General features: G+C 72.7%; 25 protein-coding genes and 1 tRNA gene. 11 read left to right on the top strand and 15 right to left on the bottom strand.

Annotated features, from left to right (window positions below):
• The first annotated feature begins 142 nt into the window (after positions 1-142).
• Together ACSQ2D_RS06230 and ACSQ2D_RS06225 are read left to right on the top strand one after the other, a co-directional pair.
• Positions 143-508: a hypothetical protein gene (locus ACSQ2D_RS06230; protein ID WP_435985107.1), complete on the top strand. Its 366-nt coding sequence runs from the start codon at positions 143-145 to the stop codon at positions 506-508.
• An 81-nt stretch (positions 509-589) separates the two neighbouring features.
• Positions 590-2,287, top strand: a complete 1,698-nt coding sequence (locus ACSQ2D_RS06225) for an aminotransferase class V-fold PLP-dependent enzyme (RefSeq protein ID WP_435985106.1) — start codon at positions 590-592, stop codon at positions 2,285-2,287.
• A gap of 16 nt (positions 2,288-2,303) precedes the next feature.
• On the opposite strand, the gene ACSQ2D_RS06220 is transcribed toward ACSQ2D_RS06225, so the two are convergent.
• Positions 2,304-3,203: an NADP-dependent oxidoreductase gene (locus tag ACSQ2D_RS06220; RefSeq protein ID WP_435985105.1), complete on the bottom strand. Its 900-nt coding sequence runs from the start codon at positions 3,201-3,203 to the stop codon at positions 2,304-2,306.
• Positions 3,204-3,315: 112 nt separating this feature from the next.
• Complete coding sequence (locus ACSQ2D_RS06215; protein WP_435985104.1) at positions 3,316-4,248, bottom strand: hypothetical protein; 933 nt, start codon at positions 4,246-4,248, stop codon at positions 3,316-3,318.
• 149 nt (positions 4,249-4,397) lie between these two features.
• Here ACSQ2D_RS06215 and ACSQ2D_RS06210 point away from each other — a divergent pair, with 149 nt between their 5' ends.
• Positions 4,398-4,955 (top strand): DUF1990 family protein, encoded by a 558-nt coding sequence (locus ACSQ2D_RS06210; protein WP_435985103.1) that lies wholly within the window; start codon positions 4,398-4,400, stop codon positions 4,953-4,955.
• 60 nt (positions 4,956-5,015) lie between these two features.
• Here the strand turns inward: ACSQ2D_RS06210 and ACSQ2D_RS06205 are convergent, their stop codons facing one another.
• The 3 genes from ACSQ2D_RS06205 to ACSQ2D_RS06195 all read right to left on the bottom strand — a co-directional run bounded on the left by ACSQ2D_RS06205 (position 5,016) and on the right by ACSQ2D_RS06195 (position 8,906).
• Positions 5,016-5,522, bottom strand: coding sequence for a hypothetical protein (locus ACSQ2D_RS06205; RefSeq protein ID WP_435985102.1), 507 nt, complete (start codon positions 5,520-5,522; stop codon positions 5,016-5,018).
• A gap of 149 nt (positions 5,523-5,671) precedes the next feature.
• Positions 5,672-5,745, bottom strand: a tRNA-Met gene (locus ACSQ2D_RS06200).
• 143 nt (positions 5,746-5,888) lie between these two features.
• Positions 5,889-8,906 carry a UPF0182 family membrane protein gene (locus ACSQ2D_RS06195; protein WP_435985101.1) on the bottom strand — a complete coding sequence of 1,006 codons (3,018 nt, stop codon included), beginning with the start codon at positions 8,904-8,906 and terminating at the stop codon, positions 5,889-5,891.
• A gap of 230 nt (positions 8,907-9,136) precedes the next feature.
• Here ACSQ2D_RS06195 and ACSQ2D_RS06190 point away from each other — a divergent pair, with 230 nt between their 5' ends.
• The gene (locus tag ACSQ2D_RS06190) at positions 9,137-9,667 is read left to right on the top strand and encodes a PPA1309 family protein (RefSeq protein WP_435985100.1); all 531 of its coding nucleotides are present in this window, start codon (positions 9,137-9,139) and stop codon (positions 9,665-9,667) included.
• A 74-nt stretch (positions 9,668-9,741) separates the two neighbouring features.
• On the opposite strand, the gene ACSQ2D_RS06185 is transcribed toward ACSQ2D_RS06190, so the two are convergent.
• Together ACSQ2D_RS06185 and ACSQ2D_RS06180 are read right to left on the bottom strand one after the other, a co-directional pair.
• Positions 9,742-10,860: a YlbL family protein gene (locus tag ACSQ2D_RS06185; RefSeq protein ID WP_435985099.1), complete on the bottom strand. Its 1,119-nt coding sequence runs from the start codon at positions 10,858-10,860 to the stop codon at positions 9,742-9,744.
• A gap of 14 nt (positions 10,861-10,874) precedes the next feature.
• Positions 10,875-11,336 carry a molybdenum cofactor biosynthesis protein MoaE gene (locus ACSQ2D_RS06180; RefSeq protein WP_435985098.1) on the bottom strand — a complete coding sequence of 154 codons (462 nt, stop codon included), beginning with the start codon at positions 11,334-11,336 and terminating at the stop codon, positions 10,875-10,877.
• A gap of 149 nt (positions 11,337-11,485) precedes the next feature.
• Here ACSQ2D_RS06180 and ACSQ2D_RS06175 point away from each other — a divergent pair, with 149 nt between their 5' ends.
• Both ACSQ2D_RS06175 and ACSQ2D_RS06170 read left to right on the top strand, forming a co-directional pair.
• Positions 11,486-13,339, top strand: a complete 1,854-nt coding sequence (locus ACSQ2D_RS06175; RefSeq protein WP_435985097.1) for a zinc-dependent metalloprotease — start codon at positions 11,486-11,488, stop codon at positions 13,337-13,339.
• Positions 13,336-13,959, top strand: a complete 624-nt coding sequence (locus ACSQ2D_RS06170) for an NUDIX hydrolase (protein ID WP_435985096.1) — start codon at positions 13,336-13,338, stop codon at positions 13,957-13,959. Before ACSQ2D_RS06175 ends, ACSQ2D_RS06170 begins: the two co-directional genes overlap by 4 nt.
• A gap of 74 nt (positions 13,960-14,033) precedes the next feature.
• Here the strand turns inward: ACSQ2D_RS06170 and ACSQ2D_RS06165 are convergent, their stop codons facing one another.
• Positions 14,034-14,585: a YgjP-like metallopeptidase domain-containing protein gene (locus ACSQ2D_RS06165; RefSeq protein ID WP_435985095.1), complete on the bottom strand. Its 552-nt coding sequence runs from the start codon at positions 14,583-14,585 to the stop codon at positions 14,034-14,036.
• Between the two features lie 189 nt (positions 14,586-14,774).
• Here ACSQ2D_RS06165 and ACSQ2D_RS06160 point away from each other — a divergent pair, with 189 nt between their 5' ends.
• The 3 genes from ACSQ2D_RS06160 to ACSQ2D_RS06150 all read left to right on the top strand — a co-directional run bounded on the left by ACSQ2D_RS06160 (position 14,775) and on the right by ACSQ2D_RS06150 (position 17,621).
• On the top strand, positions 14,775-14,936 hold the full coding sequence (locus ACSQ2D_RS06160; protein WP_020143053.1) for a DUF5679 domain-containing protein: 162 nt from the start codon (positions 14,775-14,777) through the stop codon (positions 14,934-14,936).
• Between the two features lie 202 nt (positions 14,937-15,138).
• Positions 15,139-16,113, top strand: a complete 975-nt coding sequence (locus ACSQ2D_RS06155) for a hypothetical protein (RefSeq protein WP_435985094.1) — start codon at positions 15,139-15,141, stop codon at positions 16,111-16,113.
• A gap of 176 nt (positions 16,114-16,289) precedes the next feature.
• A complete protein-coding gene (locus ACSQ2D_RS06150) occupies positions 16,290-17,621 on the top strand; it encodes an ABC1 kinase family protein (RefSeq protein WP_435985093.1) in 1,332 nt (443 codons plus the stop codon).
• A gap of 58 nt (positions 17,622-17,679) precedes the next feature.
• On the opposite strand, the gene ACSQ2D_RS06145 is transcribed toward ACSQ2D_RS06150, so the two are convergent.
• The 6 genes from ACSQ2D_RS06145 to ppk2 form a co-directional block, all read right to left on the bottom strand.
• Positions 17,680-17,910 (bottom strand): hypothetical protein, encoded by a 231-nt coding sequence (locus ACSQ2D_RS06145; RefSeq protein ID WP_435985092.1) that lies wholly within the window; start codon positions 17,908-17,910, stop codon positions 17,680-17,682.
• A 215-nt stretch (positions 17,911-18,125) separates the two neighbouring features.
• Positions 18,126-18,260, bottom strand: a complete 135-nt coding sequence (locus ACSQ2D_RS06140) for a hypothetical protein (RefSeq protein WP_020143057.1) — start codon at positions 18,258-18,260, stop codon at positions 18,126-18,128.
• Between the two features lie 74 nt (positions 18,261-18,334).
• Positions 18,335-18,622 (bottom strand): WhiB family transcriptional regulator, encoded by a 288-nt coding sequence (locus tag ACSQ2D_RS06135; RefSeq protein ID WP_020143058.1) that lies wholly within the window; start codon positions 18,620-18,622, stop codon positions 18,335-18,337.
• 288 nt (positions 18,623-18,910) lie between these two features.
• A complete protein-coding gene (locus tag ACSQ2D_RS06130; protein ID WP_435985091.1) occupies positions 18,911-19,174 on the bottom strand; it encodes a hypothetical protein in 264 nt (87 codons plus the stop codon).
• A gap of 143 nt (positions 19,175-19,317) precedes the next feature.
• Entirely contained in the window at positions 19,318-21,432 is a 2,115-nt protein-coding gene (locus ACSQ2D_RS06125; RefSeq protein WP_435987824.1) for an ATP-dependent DNA helicase UvrD2, read from the bottom strand.
• A gap of 23 nt (positions 21,433-21,455) precedes the next feature.
• A complete protein-coding gene (gene ppk2 / locus ACSQ2D_RS06120; protein WP_435985090.1) occupies positions 21,456-22,295 on the bottom strand; it encodes a polyphosphate kinase 2 in 840 nt (279 codons plus the stop codon).
• A gap of 84 nt (positions 22,296-22,379) precedes the next feature.
• Here ppk2 and ACSQ2D_RS06115 point away from each other — a divergent pair, with 84 nt between their 5' ends.
• A complete protein-coding gene (locus tag ACSQ2D_RS06115) occupies positions 22,380-22,649 on the top strand; it encodes a mycoredoxin (RefSeq protein WP_435985089.1) in 270 nt (89 codons plus the stop codon).
• A gap of 18 nt (positions 22,650-22,667) precedes the next feature.
• On the opposite strand, the gene nudC is transcribed toward ACSQ2D_RS06115, so the two are convergent.
• Positions 22,668-23,687 (bottom strand): NAD(+) diphosphatase, encoded by a 1,020-nt coding sequence (nudC, locus tag ACSQ2D_RS06110; RefSeq protein ID WP_435985088.1) that lies wholly within the window; start codon positions 23,685-23,687, stop codon positions 22,668-22,670.
• Positions 23,688-23,805: 118 nt separating this feature from the next.
• Here nudC and ACSQ2D_RS06105 point away from each other — a divergent pair, with 118 nt between their 5' ends.
• Positions 23,806-25,341 carry a phosphotransferase gene (locus ACSQ2D_RS06105; protein ID WP_435985087.1) on the top strand — a complete coding sequence of 512 codons (1,536 nt, stop codon included), beginning with the start codon at positions 23,806-23,808 and terminating at the stop codon, positions 25,339-25,341.
• Positions 25,342-25,436 lie beyond the last annotated feature (95 nt).

The following is a 25,436-nucleotide window of genomic DNA, read 5'->3' as shown; positions in this document are numbered from 1 at the left end:
ATCGACCCTATGTGACGGAGCGCGGGAGGTGCGGGGTCGCGACGGCACACGACGGCGCACGACGGCACACGACGGCACCGAGTACGGGCAGAATGCGGGGGGCGCCTCCCGCAACCACCCTGCCTCGACTGGAGTCCTCACCGTGACCGACCCGCCACCGGACGGCTCCATGCCGAAGCCCGCCGGGATCTCGAGCCTGCGGCGCTTCGGCCCCCTGCTCCTCGCAGTCCTGGCGTTCTTGGTCTTCCGTGCCGTGACCGCCGACGACGCCGCAGAGGACATCACCACGGGCCAGTGCGTCACGGCCGACCCGACCCGCGACGTGCGGACCGTCGACTGTTCGGACCCGTCCGCTCTCGGCAGGGTCGTGTTCGTGCAGCGAGAGTCCTTCACCGACGACTCCTCGGTCCGCCGTACCTGCGCCGACCACGGCTCGACGCGCGCGTTCACGAGTGCCGTATCGCAGGGCGGAACCGGAACGGTCGTGTGCGTGGTGCCGATCAAGTAGCTGCCTGTCGTCGCGTTCGATGTCAGGTAACAAATGGTTATGCTCTTTCGGACTAGCATCACCACGAGGTATGCTTGTGCCATGGCTGGAGCTCCGGACGACCTGCTGACCACGATCCGCGCGAGCGTCATCGGTGACGACCAGGTGATGCACGGGCCCTACGGCCCGCGCCGCGTGACCTACGCCGACTACACCGCCTCGGGCCGAGGCCTCACGTTCATCGAGGACTTCATCCGCGACGAGGTGCTCCCCCGCTACGCCAACACCCACACCGAGAGCTCGGGCACCGGCCTGCAGACGACCCGGCTGCGTGAGGACGCCCGTCGCACCATCCGCGACGCCGTCGGCGGTGACGACGAGACGGTCGTCGTCTTCGCCGGCTCGGGCTGCACCGGGGCCATCGACAAGCTCGTCGGCATCCTCGGCCTGCGCATCCCCTCGAACTTCGAGGACCGTTGGCACGCCAGCGAGCTCGTCCCAGCCGACCAGCGGCCCGTCATCTTCATCGGGCCCTACGAGCACCACTCCAACGAGGTGATGTGGCGCGAGTGCGTCGCCGACGTCATCGTCATCCCACAGGACCTCGACGGGCACGTCGACATCGAGGTGCTGCGCGAGCGCCTCGTCGAGCACGCCGACCGCCCGCTGCTCATCGGCTCCTTCTCGGCCGCGAGCAACGTCACCGGCATCGTCACCGACACCGACGCGATCTCCTCCCTCCTGCACGAGCACGGTGCGCTCGCGTTCTGGGACTACGCGGCAGCCGCGCCCTACGTCGACATCGAGATGTACGGCCGGGGCGGGCGCGGCGTGGCCGACCCCACGGCATACAAGGACGCCGTCTTCCTCAGCCCGCACAAGTTCATCGGCGGCCCGAGCACGCCCGGCGTCCTCGTCGTGCGGCGCGAGCTCATGACCAACCGGGTGCCCGACGTCCCGGGCGGCGGGACCGTCACCTACGTCAACCCCGACGACCACGACTACGTCACCGACCCGGCGCACCGCGAGGAGGGCGGCACGCCCGCCATCATCGAGGCCATCCGCGCCGGGCTCGTCTTCAAGCTCAAGGAGGCGGTCGGCGTGGAGACCATCCGCGCCCGCGAGGACCGCTTCCTCGCGCGCGCGGTCGCGGCCTGGCGCGACGAGCCCGCGATCGAGATCCTCGGCAACCTCGACGCCGAACGCCTGTCGATCGTCTCGTTCGTCGTCCACGCCCAGGGCGAGCGCTACCTCCACCACAACTTCGTCGTCGCCGTGCTCAACGACCTCTTCGGCATCCAGGCCCGTGGGGGCTGCTCGTGCGCGGGGCCCTACGGCCACTACCTGCTCGGCATCGACCTCGAGCGCTCGCACGAGTTCGAGCGCGAGATCGGGCGCGGCTGTGAGGGCATCAAGCCGGGCTGGGTGCGGGTCAACTTCAACTACTTCATCTCCGACGTCGTCGCCGACTACGTCATCGAGGCCGTCCGCCTCGTGGCCCGCGACGGATGGCGCCTCCTCGGCGACTACGACTTCGAGCCCGCGACGGGCCTGTGGCGCCACCAGGACGGCCCCGTCGAGCCCCCGCTGCGGCTGCACCAGGTGACCTTCGAGCAGGGCCGCCTGACCTATCCCGCGCAGCTGGAGCGGGCCGGGGAGGACGCCCTGGCCGGGCATCTCGCCGACGCACGCGCGATCCTCGCCGCCGCCACTCCGGAGCCGAGCGACGAGGCGCACGTCAACGTCGACTTCGACCACCTCAGGTGGTTCGAGCTGCCCGTCCGCAGCCTCTCCCGCTGAGGTCGGCCAACGGAAGTCAGGGGACGAGCACGATCTTGCCGCCGGCGCGCCCGGTGTCGCTCAGCTCCTGCGCCGCGGACGCCTCGGCGAGCGGCAGGACCCGCGAGATCGTCGTCGTGACGGCCCCGGACGCCCGCTGGGCCACGAGCTCGGCGAGCTCCGGCGCCGAGCGCTCGGACGCACCGCTGAAGGTGATGCCCGTGGTGAAGGCGGCCGGGTCGGCGATCGTGACGAGCCGGTCGGGGCCACCGAGCAGCTCGACGGACTCGTCGAGGACACCGGCGCCGCTCGCGTCGAGCACGGCGTCCACCCCGTCCGGCGCCAGTGCGCGCACGCGGTCGAGCCAACCGTCGCCGTACGTCGTCGGCGTGGCTCCGAGGGTCGCGACACGGTCCTGGTTGGCGGCCGACGCCGTGCCGATGACGGTGGCACCGCCGGCGACGGCGAGCTGCGTCGCGACCTCGCCGACCGCGCCGCTGGCCCCGTGCACGAGCAGCGTCTCGCCGGCCCGCACGTCGAGCAGGCGCAGGACGCGCCGGGCGGTCTCGCCCGCGACGGGCAGCGACACGGCGACGGTGGCGTCGAGCGGGTCGGGCAGGGCGGCATACGTGCTCAGCACGGCGAGCTCGGCGTAGGCACCGCCCTCCGCGAAGCCGACGACCCGGTCACCGACGGCGACGTCGGTGACGCCCTCCCCCAGCGCGTCGACGACGCCAGCCGCCTCGAGACCGGGCACGAGCGGGAACGCCGTGTCGGGTGAGGCCATGAGGCCGCTGCGGACCTTGCCGTCGGCGGGGTTGACCCCGACGGCCTCGACCCGGACCCGCACCTCGCCGGGCCCCGGCCGCGGGTCGGGCAGCTGCGCCTCGTGCAGCTCCTCGGGTCCGCCGAAACGGTCGATGACGATGGCCTTCATGGTCTCTCCTGCCGCCGGGGCCGCCCGGTGGGCGGCGTCACCAGGACAACGGCGCGCACCGCGGGCGTATGCCGTCGCGTCCGCTCCGTGGTCACCGCGACCTCCCAGCCGCTCACGGGGCCATGGCGGCGTACCCCGTCGAGTCGTGGACGGCGATGCCGGCGTACGTCACGTAGGCCGAGGCGCCCGAGTCCACCTGTGCGAGCTGGTCGCTCATCCGCGTCAGGGTCTGGCCGTAGAAGGTCTGCTTGACCTCCGTGGGGTCGGGCCCGAGGTAGTTCGTCTCCTGGCCGATGCGGACCGGCTTGCCGAGCGCCGCGGCGGACGCGAGCTCGGCGGCCGCGATGGCGAGCGTGCCGTCCGGGCCGGCGGCCGTGTTGCGGTAGGCCATGATCGTCACGGCCGAGACGCGACGCATCGTCTCCCGGTCGAGGGTCGACTTCTTCCCGGCCTTGACCTGCCCGAACCAGAAGGGGATGTCGGCCTCGACGGGGCGGCCACCACTGGCGGTCACGAGCCGGTCGAGCAGGGTGAGGTACTTCGACACCGTCGTCGACTGGCGGGTCGTCCAGGCCGACGTGGTCCACGGCTCGACGTCGACGTGCAGTCCGGTGAACAGGCCCGTCGCGATGGTGGGCCTGACCCAGTGGTCGACCGCCCACGTCGGGTCGTCGACCCAGCCGGGGTCGCCGCCGAGCGCGTCGACGCGCAGCCCGGCCGCCCTGGCTCGGGTCACGAGGTCACGCACCGTCGGCAGGCTGGCGCTCGTCGCGAGGTCGGGTGGCACCCCGACGAAGAGCGTGCCCACGCCACGGGACTGCGCGAGCTGGACCACGGCGCCCGCGTCGGTCCACGACCACACCCACATCGCCCGGCCCGGCGTCGTGGCGGCCGCCGACGCCTGGGCCGACAGCACCACCGATCCGACCATGAGCACGAGCATCGCAGCCGCGGCGACGAGCCGGGCCCGCACCCCGGGGCGGCTCCGTCCGCGGCGGGCGTGGGACCGCCGACGCGTGGCTGTCGGTCGCGGGCTCGTTGTCATGACGCACCTCCTGCGTGCCGGGCCCCGAGAGAGCGAATGTCCCAGACGTGGGCCCGATCCGTGACGTGAATGCGTCAGAGACGGGCTCGACCGCTCCGACTCGGGGCGAGCACGGCGACCCGGTCGAGACGATCGGGCATGCTGGGCGCATGAACGGGCCCCTTCTCGCCGGCGACCGCCTCGCCGAGCTCGCCCTCGCGCCCCTGACCTACACCGAGGTCGGTGCGACCCTGCGCAAGGGACCGCTCCCGGCCGGCTACGGGCACCTGCGTCGGCGCGCTGTCGTCGGCCGGGGCGCCGACGACCTCGACCGGGCGACGGATGCGCTGCTCGCGTGGGCGGTCCAGCGCGGCGCCGGGACGCGTGTGGTCCCGTCCAGCCCGGTCGTGCTCCCCGCCGTGGTCGCCGACCTGCGCGTCGGCCCGGGGGTGCTGTCCCTCAGGGCCCCGGTACGCGTCGTCGACGTCGTCGACGGACCGCGTAGGCGCGGCTTCGCCTACGGCACGCTCCCCGGCCACCCCGAGGCGGGCGAGGAGTCCTTCGTCGTGTCGCTCGGAGAGGACGGGGACGTCACCTTCACCGTGCGGGCGTTCTCACGGCCGGGCAGCACGCTGGCACGGGTCGGCGGAGCGGTCGGCCGCAGGGCCCAGCGTCTCGTCGCCGACCGCTACCTGAGGTCGCTCGAGTCGCTCGTCCGCGTCCGCTGAGGCGGCGTGGGGCTGCATCGCGTCCGTGGCCGGGTCGGTCGTGGGGTCGGCGATGGGGGGTCAGTGCAGGAAGGTCTTGGCCACGACCATGACGACACCCAGGAGTGCTGCCGCGAGCGATTCCCAGAAGGCGGTGCGCCGGCTCGAGCCGGCGGAGCGCGCCCCGAGGTAGCCCACCGCGCCCAGCTCGGCGACGGTGAGCCACAGGGCGAGGTTGACGGCGAGAGCGGTGTCGGCGCCGAGCAGGGCGGCGACGACCACGACGACGAGAGCGGGCACGCCCCCGAGGAGCACCCGGGACTCGTGCCGCACGGCCGCGGCCATCCGTCGCGGCAACGGCGACCCGGCGTGGGTGAACTGGTCGGAGAAGGCCCGCACGTAGACGTCGGCGAGCCAGTAGACGGCGAGGACGAAGACCGCCGCGAGGACGACGCGAGCCGTCGAGGGTACGTGGTTCGCGGTCGCGCTCATGACGGCGCCGGTGATGATGGCGCCGTAGAGCAGGCCCGCCGGGTTGCCCCGCGCGATGAGCCGCGTGGCCCGCTCCGTCGCCGTCTCCTCCGACACGGTCGCCCCCCTCACCGTGCGCCACCGGTCGCGGCGCCTCGGGGCCAGCCTGCCGCGACCACCCGTCATTGCGCCAGTGGTGTGGGCCCGGGAACGACGAAGGGCCCCGGATCTCTCCGGGGCCCTTCGTGCTTCGCTGACGCGATCAGTAGCGGGGGCAGGATTTGAACCTGCGACCTCCGGGTTATGAGCCCGGCGAGCTACCGAGCTGCTCCACCCCGCGTCGGCAAGAGCAACGTTACGCGAAACCTCCCGCAGGACCAAATCGAGGCCTCGTCGTGCTCGGATCCGACGGGCTCGGGCTCGGAACGACCTGTGGCAGCACGCGATTCGCGTGCTGCCACAGGTCGTGCTCGAGCCCGTCCGTCAGGGCGTCGCCGTCGGCGTCGACCGCGGTGAGGCCTCCACCGCGCGCGTCAGCGCCTCCTTGAGCTTCGCCTGCGCCTGGCCGTACGCGGCGAAGTCACCGCGCTTGAGGGCGGCCTCTCCCTCGACGTAGGCCGCCTGTGCGTCCTTGAGCGCCTTGGACAGCGCCGCCGCGTCGGGGCTGCCCGGCGTCCCGGTCGACGACGGCGTCGGGGTGGGCGTGGCGGTGCTGCCCGGCGTGGGCGTCGGGGTCGGCGTGGGAGTCGTGCCGTTGTCGCCGGCCTGCGCACCCGACGAGCCGCCGAAGAGGTCGTTGAGGGCGGCGTCGAGCGACCCGGCCCAGGCGATCTTGTCGCCGAAGGCGACCGCGACGGCCGAGAGGCGCGGGTAGGTGCCCGAACCGGTCGAACGGGCCTGGACGTAGATCGGCTGGACGTAGAGCAGGCCTCCGCCGACCGGGAGGGTCAGCTGGTTGCCGAAGATGACGCTGGCGCCCGTCGACGAGGTCGTCGAGATGAACTGCGCCAGGGTCAGCTGTCGACCGAGGGAGGCGTCGTTCGAGGTGACGGACGAGGTCCGCATGTCGTTGTAGACGAGACCCGGCCCGTTGACCGAGCCGCCCGTCGTCTCGAGCAGCCGCAGCTTGCCGTAGTTGGGCGACTTCTTGCCGTCCTCGCTCCCGGCGTCGCCGTCGACCGCGAGGAAGCCCGAGAGGACGTTGCGGTCACCGGTCGGCATGAACGTCGACGTCAACGAGAACGCCGGGGTCGACTGGTCGGGCATGGCGAGCGAGAGGTAGTAGGGCGGCTGGGGCAGGTTCTCGGCCGGCTGCGTCGGGTCCTCGGGCACGCGCCAGAAGTTCTGGCCGCCGTAGAAGGACGCCGCGTCCTGGTCGTGGTACTTCGACAGGAGCGTGCGCTGGACCTTGAAGAGGTCCTCCGGGTAGCGCAGGTGCTCCATGAGCGAGCCCTTGATGTCGCTGAGCGGCTTGACCGTGCCCGGGAAGATCGACATCCACGCCTTGAGCACGGGGTCCTTCTCGTCCCACTGGTAGAGCGAGACCGTGCCGTCGTAGGCGTCCACCGTCGCCTTGACGGAGTTGCGGACGTAGTTGACCTGGCCGGCCTGCACGGCCCGCACCGAGTTGCGGGTGCTCGTCACGGCGTCCTCGGTCACCGTGTCGAGCGTCGTCGTCTGCGAGTACGGGTAGTTCGCCGAGGTCGTGTAGCCGTCGAGGATCCACTGGACCCGACCGTCGACGACCGCGGGATAGGCGTTGCCGTCGAGCGTCAGCCACGGCGCGACCCGCTGGACGCGCTCGCGCGGGGTGCGGTGGTCGAGGACGCGCGAGTCGTTGGTCACCGCGTCGGAGAGGAGGAAGTTGATCTCGCGGTACTTCACGGCATACGCGAGCCGCTTGACGGCGTCGAGCTGCACGCCGCCGATGCCGGCGTAGGTGTAGTTGATCTGCCCCGTCCCCTGCGGGTCCGGGTAGTCGAACTCCTGCTTGTTGCCGCCGACGACGGAGTACTCCGGCGAGTTCTCGCCGAAGTAGATGCGCGGCTCGTACTTCCCGAGCGCGCCCTCGGTGCCGATCTGCGACTCGATGAAGGTCGGACGACCGTCGGACTCACGCGTGTTGCCCTTGGCCGCGACGACGCCGTAGCCGTGGGTGTAGACGGTGTGGTCGTTGAGCCAGTTGCGCTGCCCGTCGGGCACGCCGTTGAGGTCGAGCTCGCGCGCGGCGATGACGGTGTCCTGCGACTTCCCGTCGAGCTGGTAGCGGTCGACGTCGAGCACGTCGGCGAACTGGTAGTAGCCCTTGCTCGCCTCGAGCTGCTTGAAGGTGGGGCTGACGACGTTCGGGTCGATGAGGCGGATGCCGGGCACCGTGGCCGCGTCGTCACGCAGGGCGTTCTGGGTCGCGACGGTCTTCGTGTCGTAGGAGTCGACCGTGATCTGGTCGAAGCCGTAGGCGGCACGCGTCGCGTCGATGTTGCGCTGGATGTAGGGCACCTCGAGGGACTTCTCCGACGGGCGCACCTTGAGCGACTGGACGAGGGCCGGGTAGATGCCGCCGACCGCGACGACGATCACCGCGAGGACCGCGACGCCGACGAGCGGCAGGCGCCACGAGCGCGTCCAGATCGTCGTGAGGAACATGATCGCGCACATGACGGCGGCGAGCGCGAGGATGCCCTTCGTCGGGATGATCGCGTGCGACTCGGTGTACTGGATGCCGGTGATCTTCGACGACTGGGCAGTCGCGAGGTTGTAGCGGTCGATCCAGAAGGCGACGGCCCGCACGAGCACGAGGACGGCCGCGATGACCGACAGGTGCACGCGGGCGGCCTGCGTCGAGCGCATCTTGTTGCCGGCGACGATGCCGCCGTAGAGGTAGTGCGTGAAGGCGGCCGTGATGAAGCCGATGACGAGGATCATCGTCAGGAACGCGACGACGAAGTTGATCCACGGCAGGTCGAAGACGAAGAAGCCGATGTCCAGACCGAACTCGGGGTCGGTGGTGCCGAACGGGCTGCCGTTGCGCCACAGCAGGAAGGTGTCCCACTGCGTCGCCGCCGACAGGCCGGCGAAGAGGCCGACCGCGAGCGGTGCGGCGATCGTCGCCGTGCGCCGCATCGGCTCGACGAGCTGGCGGTAGTGCTCCATGGCCTGCGTGTCGGGCGAGGGCGCGTAGATCGGGCGGTTGCGGAAGGCGAAGTGGATGCTCGACCACACCATCGCCGCCGTCAGCAGGCCACCGACGAGACCCAGGAGGAGCTTGGTGACGATCTGGGTGCTGAAGACGCCTGCGAAGCCGACCGACTGGTACCACAGCACCTCGGTCCAGAACTGCGCCACGATCGCGATGACCACGAGCAGCGCGGCCGCCACGACGAGCGAGGTCACGAGCGGGCGTCGGGTCGGCGGCAGCGTGGCCGCGTCGGGTCGTCGGGGCGCGCCCGAGTCGTCGTCGTTGAAGTTGCCCGGCGGGGGGCCGAAGTTGCTGTCGCTCACGTGGAGTGCCTTGGGTGCTGGGGCGGGCAGGTGGTCGGGCGGACCCGTGGGCAGCCTCCTGAGGCCGCCTGCGGCAACCATAACCCGCGCTCCCGCAGCACCTGCCGCGAGAGACCGCAACGTGACCGGCACGAGACCGCGAGCGTCGAGGGTGCGTACGCGTCGAGGCCCTTTGTGGGTCCGCGCCGGGTGCGCGCCGGCCACCCCACGGCATACGGCAGCATGGGGGCGTGAACGCGCAGCCCGTCATCGACCCCCTCGCCATCGCCGCCCTCGACACCGAGCGCCACGTCGCGGCCTCCGGCTGGGACCAGCCCGCCCGGCTCTTCGCGCTCGTGCGCACGGCCGACCTGCTCGAGCGCGAGCCGCAGCTGCGCGACCAGATGGGTCCCTCCGACCTCGCCGAGGGCGCTCTGACCGCCATCGAGCAGGAGGGCCTGCCGACGACGAGCTCGCTCGAGACGCTGCTCGGTCGGCTCGCCTGGCCCGAGGAGGTGGACGGCTGCGCCTTCGCCATCGAGCGCATGGTCGTCCCACCGGAGGCCGAGCGTGAGCTGCCCTCGCGCGGCGACGACGCCGTCGACCACCTCGCGGCCCACCCCGACCGCAAGGACGTGCGGCTCGTCGTGGCCGTCCTGCGCGACGGCACCTCGATCTGCCTGCTGCGCCAGCGCGACCACGACTCGGACGACGCCGTCGCGACCGGCAAGGACATCGCACCCGGGCTCGTCGAGGCCCTCAAGGCCACCTTCGAGGACTGAGCGCCGGAGGCGCCCTCGCCTCCCCTCGTCGGGGCGTCACCCCTCGCCGGGGCGTCAGCCGCCGTCGGCGGGAGTCAGCAGCGGGGCAGCGAGCCGGTCTGGCCCTTGGCGATCGCCTCGACGGCCGTGCGGGCCTGGTCGAACGTCCCCACCTTGAAGACGTCGAGCCCGTCGGGCACGTGTCCGACGACCTCGTTGCAGTTGTCGGCCGGGGCCAGGAAGTACGCCGCGCCGTCCGAGCGCGCACCGGCGAGCTTCTGGCGGATGCCGCCGATCGGGCCGACCTTGCCCTCGTCGTCGATCGTGCCGGTGCCCGCGATCTGGCGACCGCCGGCGAGCGGGCCGGGCGTCAGCTTGTCGTAGATACCGAGCGAGAACATGAGCCCCGCGGACGGACCGCCGATGGCGCCGGCGTCGATGGTGACCTTGGCCGGGAAGTCGTGGTCGAGCCCGAGGAGCACGCCGAGGGCCGTGCGGCCGCCCTGGCCCTCCACGGTCGGGACGTCGACCGTCTGCTCCTTGCCGGCGCGCGTGACCGTGAGGGACACGCTCTCGCCGGGCTTCTTCTCCTGGAGCGCGTCGCGCAGCATCTGCGTCGTCGTCACCGGCTCGTCGTCGATGCGGTCGAGACGGTCGCCGACCTTGAGCAGACCCTTGGCCTTCGAGGAGTCGGTGATGCCGGCGATGGCGACGTGGGTCGGCACCTCCTCGCCGATCGCGCGCAGCGCGACGGCCGTGGCCTCCTCCTGCGAGCCCTCCATCTGGATGGCGTTCTCCTCGGCCACCTGCTCCTGGGTGACCTGCGGGTCGAAGACGTCGTCGACGGGGAAGACGTCACGGGCCGGGTCGACCCAGGCCTGCAGGATGTCCCACGCGTCGACCGGGTAGCCCGGCCCACCCTCGACGCGCACCGTGGTGAAGCGCAGCGCGCCGTCGGTCGGGTAGGTCGCCAGCCCCGAGATCGCGATGATCGGCTTGTTCTGGGCGCCCGAGGTGCCGAGGGTGTCCTGCGTCGGCCCGGGGCTCATGACGGCATACGGCAGGTGGACGACGGACCCCAGGACCATGACGACGAGGAAGACGAAGAACGCCGCCAGGACCGCCTTGTTGCCGCGGGTCAGCCTGCCGGTGTCCTCGCTCTCGAGCACCTCGGCGCGCGTCGGGAGGTCGGTGGCACCGGGCTGCTCCGGCACGCGCTTGATCGTCCTCACGGCAGCCCGACCCACTCGTCGGCGCCGTCGGCGAAGCGCTGGTGCTTCCAGATCGGGATCGTCGCCTTGAACTCGTCGATGAGCTCGCGGCAGACGTCGAACGCCTCGCCGCGGTGCTCGGCGCTGACGCCGACGACGACCGCGACGTCACCGACCTCGAGGTGGCCCACCCGGTGGACGACGGCCAGCCGGACGGAGCGACCGTCGGCCGCCAGACGCTCGGCGAGCGCCCGGGCCGCCTCCGCGGCCTGTGGGTGGGCGGAGTAGTCGAGAGCGGCGACCGTCTTGTCGTCCGACCCGTCGTCCGTGTCCTCGACGGCTGCGCCGGCCGGACCGTCGTGGTCGCGCACCGTGCCGACGAAGAGGCAGACGCCGCCGGCCCGGGGCGAGGAGACGCTCGTGAGCACCTCGTCGACCGACAGAGGTGTCTCACGGATCTCGGCAAGGGTGACCGTCACGCCCGCAATCGTATGCCGCCGCGCGGGCCCCCGCGTCCCGCGCCCGCGCCCCTGCGCGAGGGTGGGGAACCAACGAGGTCGATCCGTGGTTGTCTTGGTGTACGGCCAGACGGCCGGCACGAGATCCGTTCGAGTGGGGATGAGCAGGCATGGCCGACGACCGTGGACGCGGTGACGACAACCACAGCGACAAGGACGACGTGTCCGGCGAGGAGCCGGGCGACGCGGGCCAGCACGGCGACGCCGCCGACCAGACCGGCGACACCGGCGAGCAGGGCGCTGCCGACGACCAGGTGGGTCCTTCCGACGTGGGTCGGGCGCCCGGTGACTCCCCCTTCGGCCTGCCGCTCAACCGCCCCGGTGGCGGCTCACCCGGAGCCGGTTCCGGCCCGTCCGGCTTCGGCAGCGGTTTCGGGGGCGGCTTCGGGGGCGGCTTCGGTGAGGGCTTCCCCGGCCTGCCGGACCTCGGCGGGATGGATCCGTCCGACCTCGGCGCCATGCTCGAGAAGGTGCTCGGCGAGGCTGCCGACAACCCCGAGCTGGCCGAGGTCATGAAGAGCATGGGGGTCGACCCCACCGACCCCGCGACGCAGGCGGCGATGCGGGCCCAGCTCGGCACCTTCATGGCTGCCCAGGAGTCGCCCACGGGGTCGCGCGACATGGCCACCGAGGTCGCCCGACGGCACGTCATGGCCGCGCAGGGCAACGACGTGCACGACGAGGCCGCCGCTCGGGCTGTCGCCGACGCCGTCGCCGTCGCGACCCTGTGGCTCGACGAGCAGACCACCCTCGCCTCCCCGGCCTGGCGTGCGACCGGCCTGAGCCGCGCCGAGTGGGTCGAGGCCACGATGCCGCGCTGGTTCGAGCTCATCGAGCCGGTCTCCGACGGCGTCACGGCCGCGACGTCCGACGCCATGCGCAAGCAGGTCGGCGAGCTCGGCCCCGAGGCGTTCGGCGAGGCGCTGCCCGAGGGGCTGCCGGAGGGCTTCGACCCGCGGCAGATGGTCGAGCAGTGGGCGCCGATGCTCGGCAACCTCAGCCGCCAGATGTTCTCGGCCCAGCTCGGCCAGGCCGTCGGGACGCTCGCCACCGAGGTCGTGACCGGCACCGAGGTCGGCCTCCCGCTCACCGAGCCGGGCGTCGTCGCCCTCCTGCCCGGCAACGTCGCCGAGCTCGCCGAGTCGCTCGAGATCGACATCGCCCAGGTGCGTCTCTATCTCGCGGTCCGCGAGGCGGCCCGCGTCCGACTCTTCTCCGAGGTGCCGTGGCTCGGGCCGCAGCTGCTCTCGGCCGTCTCCGACTACGCCCGCAACATCACGATCGACACCGACGCCATCGAGTCGGCCCTGTCGACGATCGACCCGTCGGACCCCGAGGCGCTGCGAACGGCCCTGCAGGGCAACCTCTTCCGCCCGCAGCCCACCCCGGCCCAGCGCGCCGCGCTCGACCGTCTCGAGACCCTCCTCGCCCTCGCCGAGGGCTGGGTCGACCACGTCACGGACCGCACGACGGCACGGCACCTGCCGCTGTCGGCGGCGCTGGCCGAGACGATCCGCCGCCGCCGCGTGGGCGGGGCGGCGCAGAAGACGTTCGCGGGCCTCGTCGGCCTCGAGCTGCGCCCGCGCCGGCTGCGCGACGCCGCGAACCTCTGGGCCGCGCTCGAGAGCGCCGGCGGCGCGACCCTCCGCGACGGCCGCTGGGCCCACCCGGACCTCGCACCCACGTCGGCCGACCTCGACGACCCGATCGGCTACGTCGAGCGCGCGACCGGCGCGTCCTCCACGGGCGCGCTGCCCGAGGGAGGTGATGGGCTCGGTGACGGGCTCGGCGCCGACCTCGACTCCGTGCTCCAGGGCATCCTCGAGGAGGCCGACCGCGAGCGCGGGGCAGGCACCGGGAGCGACCCGTCCGCCACCGACTCCGACTCCGACTCCGGCACCGACTCCGGCACGCGCTCCAAGGACGACACCGACACCGACGGCGACGCGGGCCCCCAGCGGTGACCGGGGCGCACGCCGCTCCGTCCCTGCCCCCCGACCCGCGCGGACCCCTGGACGGGCCCGACGCCGCCGCGTGGCGCCTGCTGCACGCCGACGCCGTCGCACGGCTGGAGTCGTGGGAGGCGCCCGACGAGCAGCAGGAGGGCCTCCGGCGCGACTTCCTCGACCACCTCCACGCCCACCCCGACGCCATGAGCAAGGCCGGCCCGCCGGCCCATCTGACGGGCAGCGTCATCGTCCTCGACGACGACGGCGGCTCCGCGCTGCTGACCCTGCACCGACGGGCACGGGCCTGGTTCCAGTTCGGCGGCCACTTCGAGCCGGGCGACGCGTCGGTGTGGCACGCGGCCACTCGTGAGGCGCGTGAGGAGTCGGGCATCGTGGACATCTCGGCTTTTCCGGAGATCGCCCAGCTCGATCGGCACATTCTTTCGGGAGATTTCGGCACGTGCCGCGAGCACCTCGACATCCGCTTCGCGGCGCGCACGACGAGGTCCGCCGAGGCGGCGGTCAGCACCGAGTCGATCGACGTCCGGTGGTGGCCGGTGGACGCCCTCCCGGAGGGCACGCGGGAGGACCTGCGCCCCCTCGTGGACGCCGGCCTGAGGCTGCGCCACCGCTGACCCGACGCCCGTGACGCGGGCCGGCGTCACGGCATACGCGGTCGTATGCCGTCAGGCGGGGCGCGTGGTCGGGCTCACTCGTCGCTGAGGTCGAGGCCGGCGGCGGCCGAGACGCCCTGGAGGTAGCCGCGGGCCCGCTCGAGACGGGGGTAGCCCTGCAGCAGCGCCCAGAACTCCGGGCCGTGCCCGGGCTGCAGCAGGTGGGCCAGCTCGTGCAGCAGGACGTAGTCGACGACCCAGCCCGGCATGCCACGGAGCTTGTCGGACAAGCGAATCGAGCCCTCGGCCGGTGTGCACGAACCCCAGCGGGAGTTCTGGTTGGAGACCCACCGCACGCTCGCCGGGACGGCGCGTCCGCCGAGGTGCTCGCGCGACAGGGCGAGGGCGCGCTGCTCGAGGTCGCCGTCGCTGCGCTGGCGGCGCTGCTCGGACGCGGCGACCCGGGCCACCATGGTGCGCACCCACTCCCCCTCCTCGGCGCGGCTCATCCGTGCCGGGACGAGGACGACGAGGCGCCCCTCCTGGCGGTAGGCCGACACGGTGCGGCGACGCTTGGCGCTGCGACGGACCTCGACGGTCACCCCGTCGACCACCGTGTGCACCACCTCACGTCGCACCGTCGCCATGTGGGCAGGGTAGGCCAGCGTGGGGACAACGCCCCGGAGCACGGGCGCGACACGGCCGCGCTCGCGCGTCATACCTCATCCCGCACGGGCGCGCCAAGCGGGGATGAGCATGATTTCGTGCTCAGCGTGCTCTAGGGTTGAACGAGTCGAGGCACCCGTCGGATGGGTGCCATCTACAAGGAGACATCAATGGCTGACGAGACCTACAAGGGCGAGTTCTACTGCGTGAAGTGCAAGGAGAAGCGCGAGGCCGAGGGCAAGGTTGTCGTTTCCGACAACGGTCGCCGCATGGCCAAGGGACAGTGCCCCGTCTGTGGCACGAACCTGAACCGCATTCTGGGCAAGGCCTGACCAGGTCGCGGCGGCGTCGCTGACGCCGCAGATCGAGGGGGCGGGACCACACGGTCCCGCCCCCTCGCGCGTCCCCGCCTCCCTCCGGTCCCCGGAGCGGACCTCGGGGCTGTGGACGACGCCCACGGGGATGCCGGGGCGGCTGCGAGCCTGACGACCGAGGGTGGCGCCCGCTGGTGGCGCCACCGGGTCTGGAGGTCCGATGTCCGCTGCTGCCGTCCCGCCCCACCCCCGCGTGCCCGTCTGGCTCCGGCCGCTGACGAGACGACGCGGTGAGGTCCAGTTCGGCGTGCTGCCCGGTGGCCCGGTCGTCACGGGCGTCAGCGACACGGAGGCCGAGCTGCTCGGCCGCCTCGACGGCGCCCTGCCCCTCGCGTCGACCGACCGGGTGGCGGCCGAGGCGGGCATCGGGCCCGCACGGTGGCGCGCGCTGCTCGAGCTCGTCGCCGAGCTCGGCGTGCTCACCGACCGGCAGCCGCCCGCGACGTCGCCCGGCTGCCCCTCGGGGCCCTCGCCGGATCCCGCACCCACACGGGTCGTCGTCGACGGCTGTGGGGCCGTCGCCACCGACATCGCCGAAGCCCTGACGCAGGCCGGCACGACCGTCGTGCACGGCCGCGCCGCGGTCGACCGCGCGGTCGCCGCACCGCTCCACCCACGCCCGGACCTCGTCGTCCTCGTGGGGTCGCCCGTCGTCGACCCCCGCCGCGGTGACCTCTGGCTGCGCCACGGTGTCCCGCACCTGCCCGTGGCGCCGGCCGGCCCGCGCACGGTCGTCGGCCCGCTCGTCGACGGCTCGCCCGGGGGGCCCTGCCTCTGGTGTCTCGACCGTCACCGCGCCGACCGCGACGCCGCATGGCCCACGCTGATGAGCCAGGCGACACCGACGCGGTCACTCGCGCTCGCCGGACCACCGGAGGGTCGGCACGACGGCCTCGCTCCCGGTCTGTCGCAGCTCGTCGTCGGCAGCGTGACCCTGCTCGTCACGGGGGTCCTCGAGGGCCACCCTCCCCCACCCGGGGTCTCGGTCGAGGTCAGCCTCCCCTGGCCGCGGATGGACCACCGTCGGTGGCCGACGCACCCGCTCTGTCCGGCACACCCTGCCGCCGGCGCCACCGCCGGTCCCGTCAGCGCCCCGGCGGTAGCCGGGACCGGGCCGCTCCGCCGGGGTGCGTGACCCGTCACCGGTCCCGCCAAGGCTGGACAGATGGTCAGGCGTACCCGCCCGGGCGGGTACACATAGAGTCGAGGGTGGGGCGTCGACCCGCCGCCGCGCGATCGAGTGTGGTCGCCGGCGCCGGACCGACCACTCGCGCCCGCACGAGACTGCCGAACCGCCCGAGGAGGTGCGCCATGACCGACCTGCCACGCAAGGCTGTCGTGCGATCGGCCAAGCTCGCCTCGGTGCCGCTCGGCTTCGCCGGTCGGACGGCTCTCGGCCTCGGCAAACGCCTCGGCGGTCGCCCCGCGGAGATCGTGGCCGCCGAGCTGCAGGCACGCACTGCCCAGCAGCTCTTCCAGGTTCTCGGCGAGCTCAAGGGCGGCGCCATGAAGTTCGGGCAGGCTCTCTCGATCTTCGAGGCGGCCCTGCCCGAGGACCTCGCCGTGCACTACCGGACGACGCTGACCAAGCTGCAGGACAGCGCCCCGCCCATGCCGACGACCTCGGTCCACGGCGTGCTGCGGAGCCAGATGGGCACGCGCTGGCGCAGCCGGTTCGAGTCGTTCGACGACCACCCCGTGGCCTCCGCCTCGATCGGGCAGGTGCACCGGGCCGTCTGGAAGGACGGCCGCGACGTCGCGGTGAAGATCCAGTACCCCGGCGCCGGCGCCGCGCTGATGAGCGACATCCGCCAGATCAGCCGGGTCGCCAAGGTCGCGGCGAGCTGGGTGCCCGGCATCGAGCTCGGGCCGATCCTCGACGAGCTGCGCGACCGGATGGCCGAGGAGCTCGACTACCGCCTCGAGGCCGAGTCCCAGGAGACCTTCGCGGCCGCCTTCGACGGCGACCCCGACTTCGCCGTGCCCCACGTCGTCGACGGCCGTGAGCACGTCATCGTGTCCGAGTGGCTCGACGGGCTCCCCCTGTCACGGATCATCGCCGAGGGCACGCAGGAGCAGCGCGACACCGCCTCACAGCTCTACCTGCGCTTCCTGCTCGCCGGACCCGCCCGGGCCGGGCTGTTGCATGCCGACCCGCACCCCGGCAACTTCCGCATGACCCCCGACGGCCGCCTCGGCGTCATCGACTTCGGGGCCGTCAACCGGCTCCCGGACGGGATGCCGCCCGAGATCGGACCGTTGCTCACCACCGGGCTCGAGGGCAGCGCCGAGGACGTCCTCGAGGGCCTGCGCGGGATCGGCTTCGTCAAGGACAGCATCGACCTCGACCCGCAGCGGCTCCTCGACTACCTCGAGCCGTTCATGGCGCCGTTCCGCACCGACACGTTCACCTTCAGCCGGGACTGGCTCCGGGGCGTCTTCGCGCACATCAACGACCCGCGTCAGCCCAACTACGCGGTGGCCTACAAGCTCAACCTGCCGCCGGAGTACCTCCTCATCCACCGCGTCTGGGGTGGGGGCATCGGCGTGCTCAGCCAGCTCGGCGGCACCGTGCACGGGCGCGCCATCGTCGACGAGCTGCTCCCGGGTGCGGACCTACCACCCGTGGGCGACGCGGACTGACGGACGCCCTCGGGGACGGACGGCGCGCATCGGCGCCGGCGGTCACGCCGCCTGCTCGTCACCACCAGACGGGGTCGAGCTTGCTCTCGATCGAGCGGAGGTTCTCGCGGCTGCAGCGCTCGCACGTCCAGGTCGTGCGACCGGCGTCGGTGCCTCGGCTCCACGTGAGCCGTGCCGCGGCCTGGTCCTCGGGCCGGGGGGTCGTGCCGCACGCGGAGCAGACGAGGGTCTCGTCACGCGCTGCGGCGTCGGTGGCGGGTGCGCCGGCCGGTTCGGTAGAGGTGTTCACGGGGTTCTCCCTTCTCCTTCCTCGAGTATCCGCCGACGTGCGGGCCGTGCGTGGCGCCACGCGGGATCTCGGGCCGGGCAAGGAGGGCGCTGCGCACGGGTCTCAGGGCCGGGGCGAACGGCCCCGGACGTGAGGAACCGCGGGTGACGTGCGCGTCACCCGCGGCTCGCTCACTCGATTCAGTTGTCCTGCAACGCGCCCCATGGCGCGGTCGTTCACTTCTGGCTGTGGCGTCGACTGGCGCGGATCTCCTGGGCGATCAGCCGGGCGCTGCGACGGATGCCGCTGCGTTCCTGGCGCTGACTGCGCTGGTTGATCCGCTCGCGAGCCAGCATCTCGAGCTGGTTCATGACGATCTCCTGGTCTGTGGAATGGGTTGCTGGTGGTGGCCGGTGGTGTCTGGGTCATGCGTGGTCACGCAGGCTCAGGCAGCCACGGGGTGCTTGCGCGGACGGCCGCGGGGCCGCTTGCGAGCCACGATGGCGCCCTGGACGAGCAGCTGCCCGCCCCAGACTCCCCACGGCTCCTGGCGCTCGAGGGCGCCGGCGAGGCACTGGACGCGCGCCGGGCAGAGCCCGCAGAGCGTCTTGGCGAACTCGACGTCCTCGGGTCGCTCGGCGAACCAGAGCTCCGCGTCGTAGTCGCGGCACGGAATGGTCTCGCCGACCTGCTCCGCCTCGGTTCTCATGTCGATCAGTTCGCTCAGCTGCATCGTTCTCACCTCCGTCTCCTGGGCGCCCGTGGTGGGGTGCCCCTGCTCACTCGTGTCTGGCTTGGTCCGCAGGCCTGCACCGGTGGTGCGGGTCTCGGTCCTGCTGCTCGGCATCCGGGGAGTCATCTGTGTCCCTGATCTGTCAGGCACCCGGTCGGGTGCTCATCTGGCGGTGTCGGTGGTGCGGTGTGGGAGCGGCATTCGGCCGGGGAACTCCCCCGGGAAACACGAAGGCCGCGGACCCGGTGATGTCGGGTTCGCGGCCTGGAGGTGAGGCTTCGGGTCTGGTCAGACCGGGGGCCTCCCAGAACGGGAGCGAACGACATCGAGGGTCTTGTAGGCGGGGGCGAACGTGAGGCCGGTGACCGAGACGTCTCCCTGGATCGGGGCACGGAAGTCGGCGACACGGCCGCCCATGACGGCGGCGACGGACACAGTGGTCCCCTGCTCCGGAGCGCGGGTGGCCGCCAGGCGGACATCGCCGGTGGTCGGCCGCAGACGCACGGAAAGGACGCAGGAGACTGCGTTCATCGTCATCGTGGTGTTGTCCATCAGGCCGACCTCCTCACTTCTGCTCACGGGCCCCAGCTGGCCACCGAGACCACTGGGCTTGACTTCGTCAAGGGTACGCGTGCGCCTCGCGGGCGAACAACTGATTTAACGAAGTTTTCCGAACTTATTTTGGGCAGCCGCCCTCAACCGGCGGATTCCGTTGCCGCAGAACGGCTTTCGATGAGATCTTCCGGGTCGGCGCCCGCCAGGATGGCGAGGACGTCGCTGCCGTACTGCTCGAGCTTGCGCGCGCCGACCCCGCTGATGACCGACAGACCACCCTCGTCGGAGGGCGCGTCCTCGGCGATCGCGATGAGCGTGGCGTCGGTGAAGACGACGAACGGCGGCACGCTCGCGTCGCGCGCGACGGCGAGCCGCCACGTGCGCAGGCGCTCGAACGTCGCCTCGTCGTAGGTGGGCGGGCAGTCGTCGCAACGGCCGGTCTTGCGCTGCGCCGCGGAGACGAGCTCGGCCCCGCAGCCACGGCAGTGGGCCGGGCGCGCGACCTTGGGCGCGGCCCGCTTGGACGCGCCCGACTTCGCCTCGCTGCGGGCGCCCTGGCCGAGGATGTCGGCCGCCGGCGCGAGGAACCTCGAGACGCGGCGGGTGGCCCGGGCTCCGGGCGTGCGGGCACCGGACCACGACAGGAAGAGCTGCTTGCGCGCGCGGGTGAGGCCGACGTAGAGCAGGCGCCGCTCCTCCTCGACCGCGTCGGGCCCCTCGGCCATGGAGATCGGCATGAGGCCGTCTGAGGCTCCGACGAGGAAGACGGTGTCCCACTCGAGGCCCTTGGCGGCGTGCAGGCTCGCGAGCGTCACGCCCTGCACCGCCGGGGCGTGCTGCTCGGCCGCCCGCCGCTCGAGCTCGGCCACCAGCTCGGGCAGCCGGGCCTCGGGTGCCGCGGCGGCGATGTCGTCGGCGAGCGTCGCGAGCGCGGTCAGCGACTCCCACCGCTCGCGGGTGGCCCCGCTGCCCGACGGCGGCTCGTGCGACCAGCCCGCGCCCGTGATGACGTCGCGCGTGATCTCGCCGAGGGGCTTCTCGCCGTCGTCGCTGCGGGCGGCACCGCGGAGCAGCAGGACGGCGTCGCGCACCTCCTTGCGGGCGAAGAAGCGGTCGCCGCCACGCACGAGGTAGGCCACCCCGGCGTCCGTGAGCGCCGCCTCGAAGGCCTCGGACTGGGCGTTGGTGCGGAAGAGGATCGCGATCTCGGCAGCCTGGTGCCCGCCGGCGACGAGCGTGCGGATGCGGTCGGCGACCGCGGCGGCCTCCGCCGGGTCGTCCGGGTAGCTCGTCAGCTCGGGCGCGGGGCCCGGCTCGGACTGGGCCAGCAGGCGCACGGCGCCGTCGCGGGCCGCCTGCGTGCCGGACGCGACGATGGTGTTGGCGAGCCCGACGATCTGGGGGGTGGAGCGGTAGTTGCGCACGAGGCGCACGACCTGTGCGCCCGGGAAGCGCTTGGGGAAGCCGACGAGGTGCCGCGGGCTCGCCCCGGTGAAGGAGTAGATCGTCTGGGCCGGGTCGCCGACGACGCAGATGTCCTTGCGCTCCCCCAGCCACTGGTCGAGGAGCCGCTGCTGGAGGTCGTTGACGTCCTGGTACTCGTCGACGACGAACTGGCGGTACTGGCCGCGGACCGTACGCGCGATGTCCTCGCGCTCGTCGAGGATCCCGACGGTCAGCAGCAGGACGTCCTCGAAGTCGATGACGCCACGCCGCTGCTTGACGTCCTCGTACGCCTCGAAGAGGCGTGCCATGGCCGTGAGGTCGAGACCCGGGGGCTCCCGGCGCTGCTCACGGGCGCGGGCGGCATACGACTGCGGTGTCAGCAGGTTGACCTTGGCCCACTCGATCTCGGCGGCGAGGTCGCGGACGGTGGTGCGGTCGAACTGCATGCGCAGCCGGCTCGCCGCCTCGGCGACGGCGGGCGCCTTGTGGCTCATCACCTCGGGGGCCGCGCCCCCGATGGCCTGGGGCCAGAAGAAGTGCAGCTGCCGGAGCGCGGCGGCGTGGAAGGTGCGCGCCTGGACCCCCTGCACCCCGAGCCCGCGCAGGCGGGTGCGCATCTCGCCGGCGGCGCGGGCCGTGAAGGTCAGCGCGAGCACTCGTTGCGGCTGCTGCGCACCCGAGTGGACGGCATACGCGATGCGGTGGGTGATGGCCCGCGTCTTGCCCGTGCCCGCGCCGGCGAGGATGCACAGCGGCCCCGGCGGGGCCATGGCGACCTCGCGCTGCTCCGGGTCGAGCCCTTCGAGGATCTGGTCGGCGGACGGTACTGCGCTCAGGAGCGATCACCCTTCGAGGTGGCCAGGACGCTCGCGGCGTGGTCGGGCACGTAGTTCTGCTCGTGCTGCGGCGGGCGCTCGTAGCCGCGCGGGGCCGGGCGCTTGGGCACGGGCGGCACGTCGGGCGTCACGGCGGCGTGCGGGATCGAGCTGAGCAGGTGGTGCATGACGTTGACCCGCGACCGCCGCTTGTCCTCGGACTCGACGACGTGCCACGGCGCCCAGTCGGTGCTCGTCGCGGCCATCATGATGTCCTTAGCCTCGGAGTAGTCCTCCCAGCGGGTGATCGACTCGAGGTCCATCGGCGAGAGCTTCCACTGGCGCATGGGGTCCTTGGCCCGGCTGCGGAAGCGGCGCTCCTGCTCGACGTCGGACACGCTGAACCAGTACTTGCGCAGGATGACGCCGTCGTCGACGAGCATCTTCTCGAAGAGCGGCGCCTGTTCGAGGAAGCGGGCGTACTGCTCGTCGGTGCAGAAGCCCATGACCCGCTCTACCCCGGCGCGGTTGTACCAGGACCGGTCGAACAGCACCATCTCGCCGGCCGCGGGAAGGTGGGCGATGTAGCGCTGGAAGTACCACTCCGTCTTCTCGCGGTCGGTCGGAGCCGGGAGGGCCGCGATGCGGGCGACGCGGGGGCTGAGGTACTCGGTGATCCGCTTGATCGCCGAGCCCTTGCCTGCGGCGTCACGCCCCTCGAAGACGACGACGACCCGCTGGCCCGTCGCGCGCACCCACTCCTGGAACGCCACGAGCTCGGCCTGCAGACGACGGACCTCGGTCTCGTAGACGTCGAGGTCCATCCTCGGGGATCGTTTTGCGCCGCGCTTGGCCATGGGGTCATCCTTGCACCGAGGGACGACGCCCGTGGGGTCCGTCCCCACCTCCGCACACGACGCAGCCACGACGAGTAGGAACCGATGCCCGAGTCCACGCAGGTCACGCCCGACGAGGGCTCGATCACGATGTTCACGACCACGTGGTGCGGCTACTGCACGCGCCTCAAGGGCCAGCTCACCCGCGAGGGCGTGCCGTTCACCGAGATCGACCTCGAGGCCAACCCCGAGCACGTCGACTTCGTCGAGCACGTCAACGGCGGCAACCGCACGGTCCCGACGGTCGTCTTCCCCGACGGCTCGGCGGCGACGAACCCCTCGCTCGCCGAGGTCCGCGAGCGCCTCGCCGGCTGAGCCGCCGCGCGTCGCCGTTCAGAAGCCGGTGCGGGTGCCCGGCTCGACGACCGACTCGACCGTCTGGCCCAGCCAGTGCTCGATGATCCGCTTGGCGATCGAGATGCCGCTCGGCGTGCGGATCGACCCGCCGCGGAGCAGGTCGCGGTACTCCTCGCGGCTCACCCAGCGCGCCTCGGCCATCTCGACGGGGTCGATGGTCAGCTCCGTCTCGCGCGTGGTCGCCTCGAAGCCGATCATGACCGACGAGGGGAACGGCCACGGCTGGTTGCCGAGGTAGCGCACCGCCTCGACGGTGACGCCGACCTCCTCTGCGACCTCGCGGGCGACCGCGGACTCGAAGGACTCCCCCGGCTCGACGAAGCCGGCGAGCACCGAGAAGCGCCCCTCGGGCCAGTGCGCCCCGCGCCCGAGCAGCAGCCGCTCGTCGGGGTCGACGACCGACATGATGACCGCCGGGTCGGTGCGTGGGTAGTGCTCGCTGCCCTCGCGCTCGCACCGCCGCACCCAGCCGCCCTGCCGGGGCTCGGTCGGCGCGCCGCAGCGCGGGCAGAAGCGGTGCGTCGCGTGCCAGTTGGCGAGCGCCAGCGCGGTCGTGAAGACGCCGGCGTCACGCGGCGCGAGCGCCTCGCCCGCCTGCCGCAGGGTGAGCCAGCCGTCCGTCTCGGGCCCCGGGCCGGCAGCCGCGCTGTCGTCCCCCGAGACGACGCCCACGTATGCCGTCCCGTCGCCGTCGCGGCCGAGGTGCAGTCCGAGCCGGGCACGGTCCTCGGGCTCGGGGGCGCGCAGGACGAGCGTCAGCGCGTCGGCGTCGCCCGAGACGGCGGCGTCGCCCGAGACGGCGGCGTCACCGGAGACAGCCCCGTGGGCGTCGACCGGGGAGACCCGCATCCGGTCACCGCGGACCTCGGCGACGCGGGTGCGCGGGTCGTCGAGCAGCTCGGTGAGGATCTCGGGCCGACGGCGCTCGAGCGCCACCCGGTCCAGTGAGCTGCGCGAGAGCGCGAGGTCGGCCAGGGTCTCGTCGGTCACTGCCACGCGACCCACCCTAGGACGGCGGCCCGGCACCGTCGCACCGGTGTCGAGCCTGCACCGAACAGGGCGGCGCGGGTGTCGCCTCCCACGCTCGGCGCGTTGCTCGACCTACGGTGGACACGTGACGCGCAGCCCGCTCTTCCTCGCCGCCCTGGCGAGCTCGGCCGTGCCGGGCCTCGACCCGGTCACGGTGGAGGGCGTCCCGAGCCGTCCCGGCGACCTGTTCGAGATCGCGTACGTGCAGGACAGCCAGGACCGCCGCTGGGTCGTCAAGGCGCCGTGCACGTCGGCGGCCGGCGCGATGCTCGACGACATCTCGACACTGTCCGGCCTGCTCGGTCGGCGGCTCGACGTCGCCATGCCCATGGTCCGCGGCTTCGCCCAGGTGCCGGAGGGCCGAGCGGCCGTCTACCTGCGCGTCCCCGGTCGACCCCTCGACTTCGCCGGGCTCCGGCCGGGCCCCCTGACCGCCGAGGTCGGGCGGACGCTCGCCCACATCCACAACGTCGAGCACCTCCTCTACGACGAGGCCGGCCGGCCCAGCTATGACGCCGAGGCACACCGCCGGCGCCAGCTCTCCGAGCTCGACCGGGCCGCCGCGACGGGGCACGTCCCCACAGGTCTGCTCACGCGCTGGGAGCACGCGCTCGAGGACGTCTCGCTGTGGCGCTTCGCGCCGAGCACGGTCCACGGCACCTTCACGGGCGAGAACGTCCTCGCATCGTTCGACGACGACGACGACTCATCGAGCGGTCACGTGCGTGGCGTCCTCGCATGGGAGGCGAGCCGCGTCGGCGACCCGGCGGACGACTTCGCCGAGCTCGCCAGCCTCGCGCCGGCCGAGACGCTCGATGCCGTGCTCGAGGCCTACGCCGAGTCGCGCATCGAGCGGCCCGACGTCCACCTCGTGCGCCGTGCCCGGCTCGCAGCCGAGATGGCGCCGCTGCGAACTCTGCTCCACGCCCTCGCCTCGGGACAGCTCGACGTCGTCGAGCGCACCGCCGACGAGCTGCGTGCCCTGGACGGCCGGGTCGAGGACGACGACCGCCGTCATGCGGAGGAGGACGCCGAGCGCAGCGAGCGCACGCGACTGGCCCGTGAGCGCGCTGCGGCGGTGCTCGACCCCGACGACCCCGAGCGCCCCGAGCCCGAGTGGGACGCGACCCAGCCCCACGTGCCCTTCCCCATGCTCGGCGAGACCCAGGCCATCTCGATGACCTCCCTCCTCGACGACCCGCAGGCGCCCGTCGCCTGGACCGCCGGAACGTCCGAGCCCCCCGCGCCGTCACCGCCGTCCGGGCCCTCCCTGCCGTCCGGGCCCTCGCACCCGACGGACGCGCAGGAGCCCGAGCCGTCCACGACGCAGCAGGAGGCGGACGAGGCGATCCCCGGCCACGCCGACCACGACGACGACGGCCCACCGGCCACCGACGGCACGTCCGAGCCGGACCGGTCGCCGTGGCACGACGAGACGGTCGAGGAGTCGCAGCCCGTGCCGGTCATGGCCGCGGACGCCGACGCGTCGACGTTCGAGATCGACGAGGTCGAGGCCCTTCCCGAGGACGCCGACGGGGTGCTCGACCTCCACGAGGGCGCCTCCGACTTCGTCCCCGTCGAGCACCGTCGCGAGCACCCGCCCCGGGACGCCCGAGCCTGACTCCCCCTCGAGTGAGTGCTCAACCCCACTCGAGTGAGCGCCCGGCCCCACCCGCCCCGACCCACCCGCCCCACCCGGGCGGACACTTCGGTCAC

This window comes from Terrabacter sp. LjRoot27 (assembly GCF_964254175.1).
Lineage (GTDB): Bacteria > Actinomycetota > Actinomycetes > Actinomycetales > Dermatophilaceae > Terrabacter.
The sequence above is the reverse complement of the archived record's forward strand: the minus strand, read 5'-3'. Positions and strand labels throughout refer to the sequence as shown.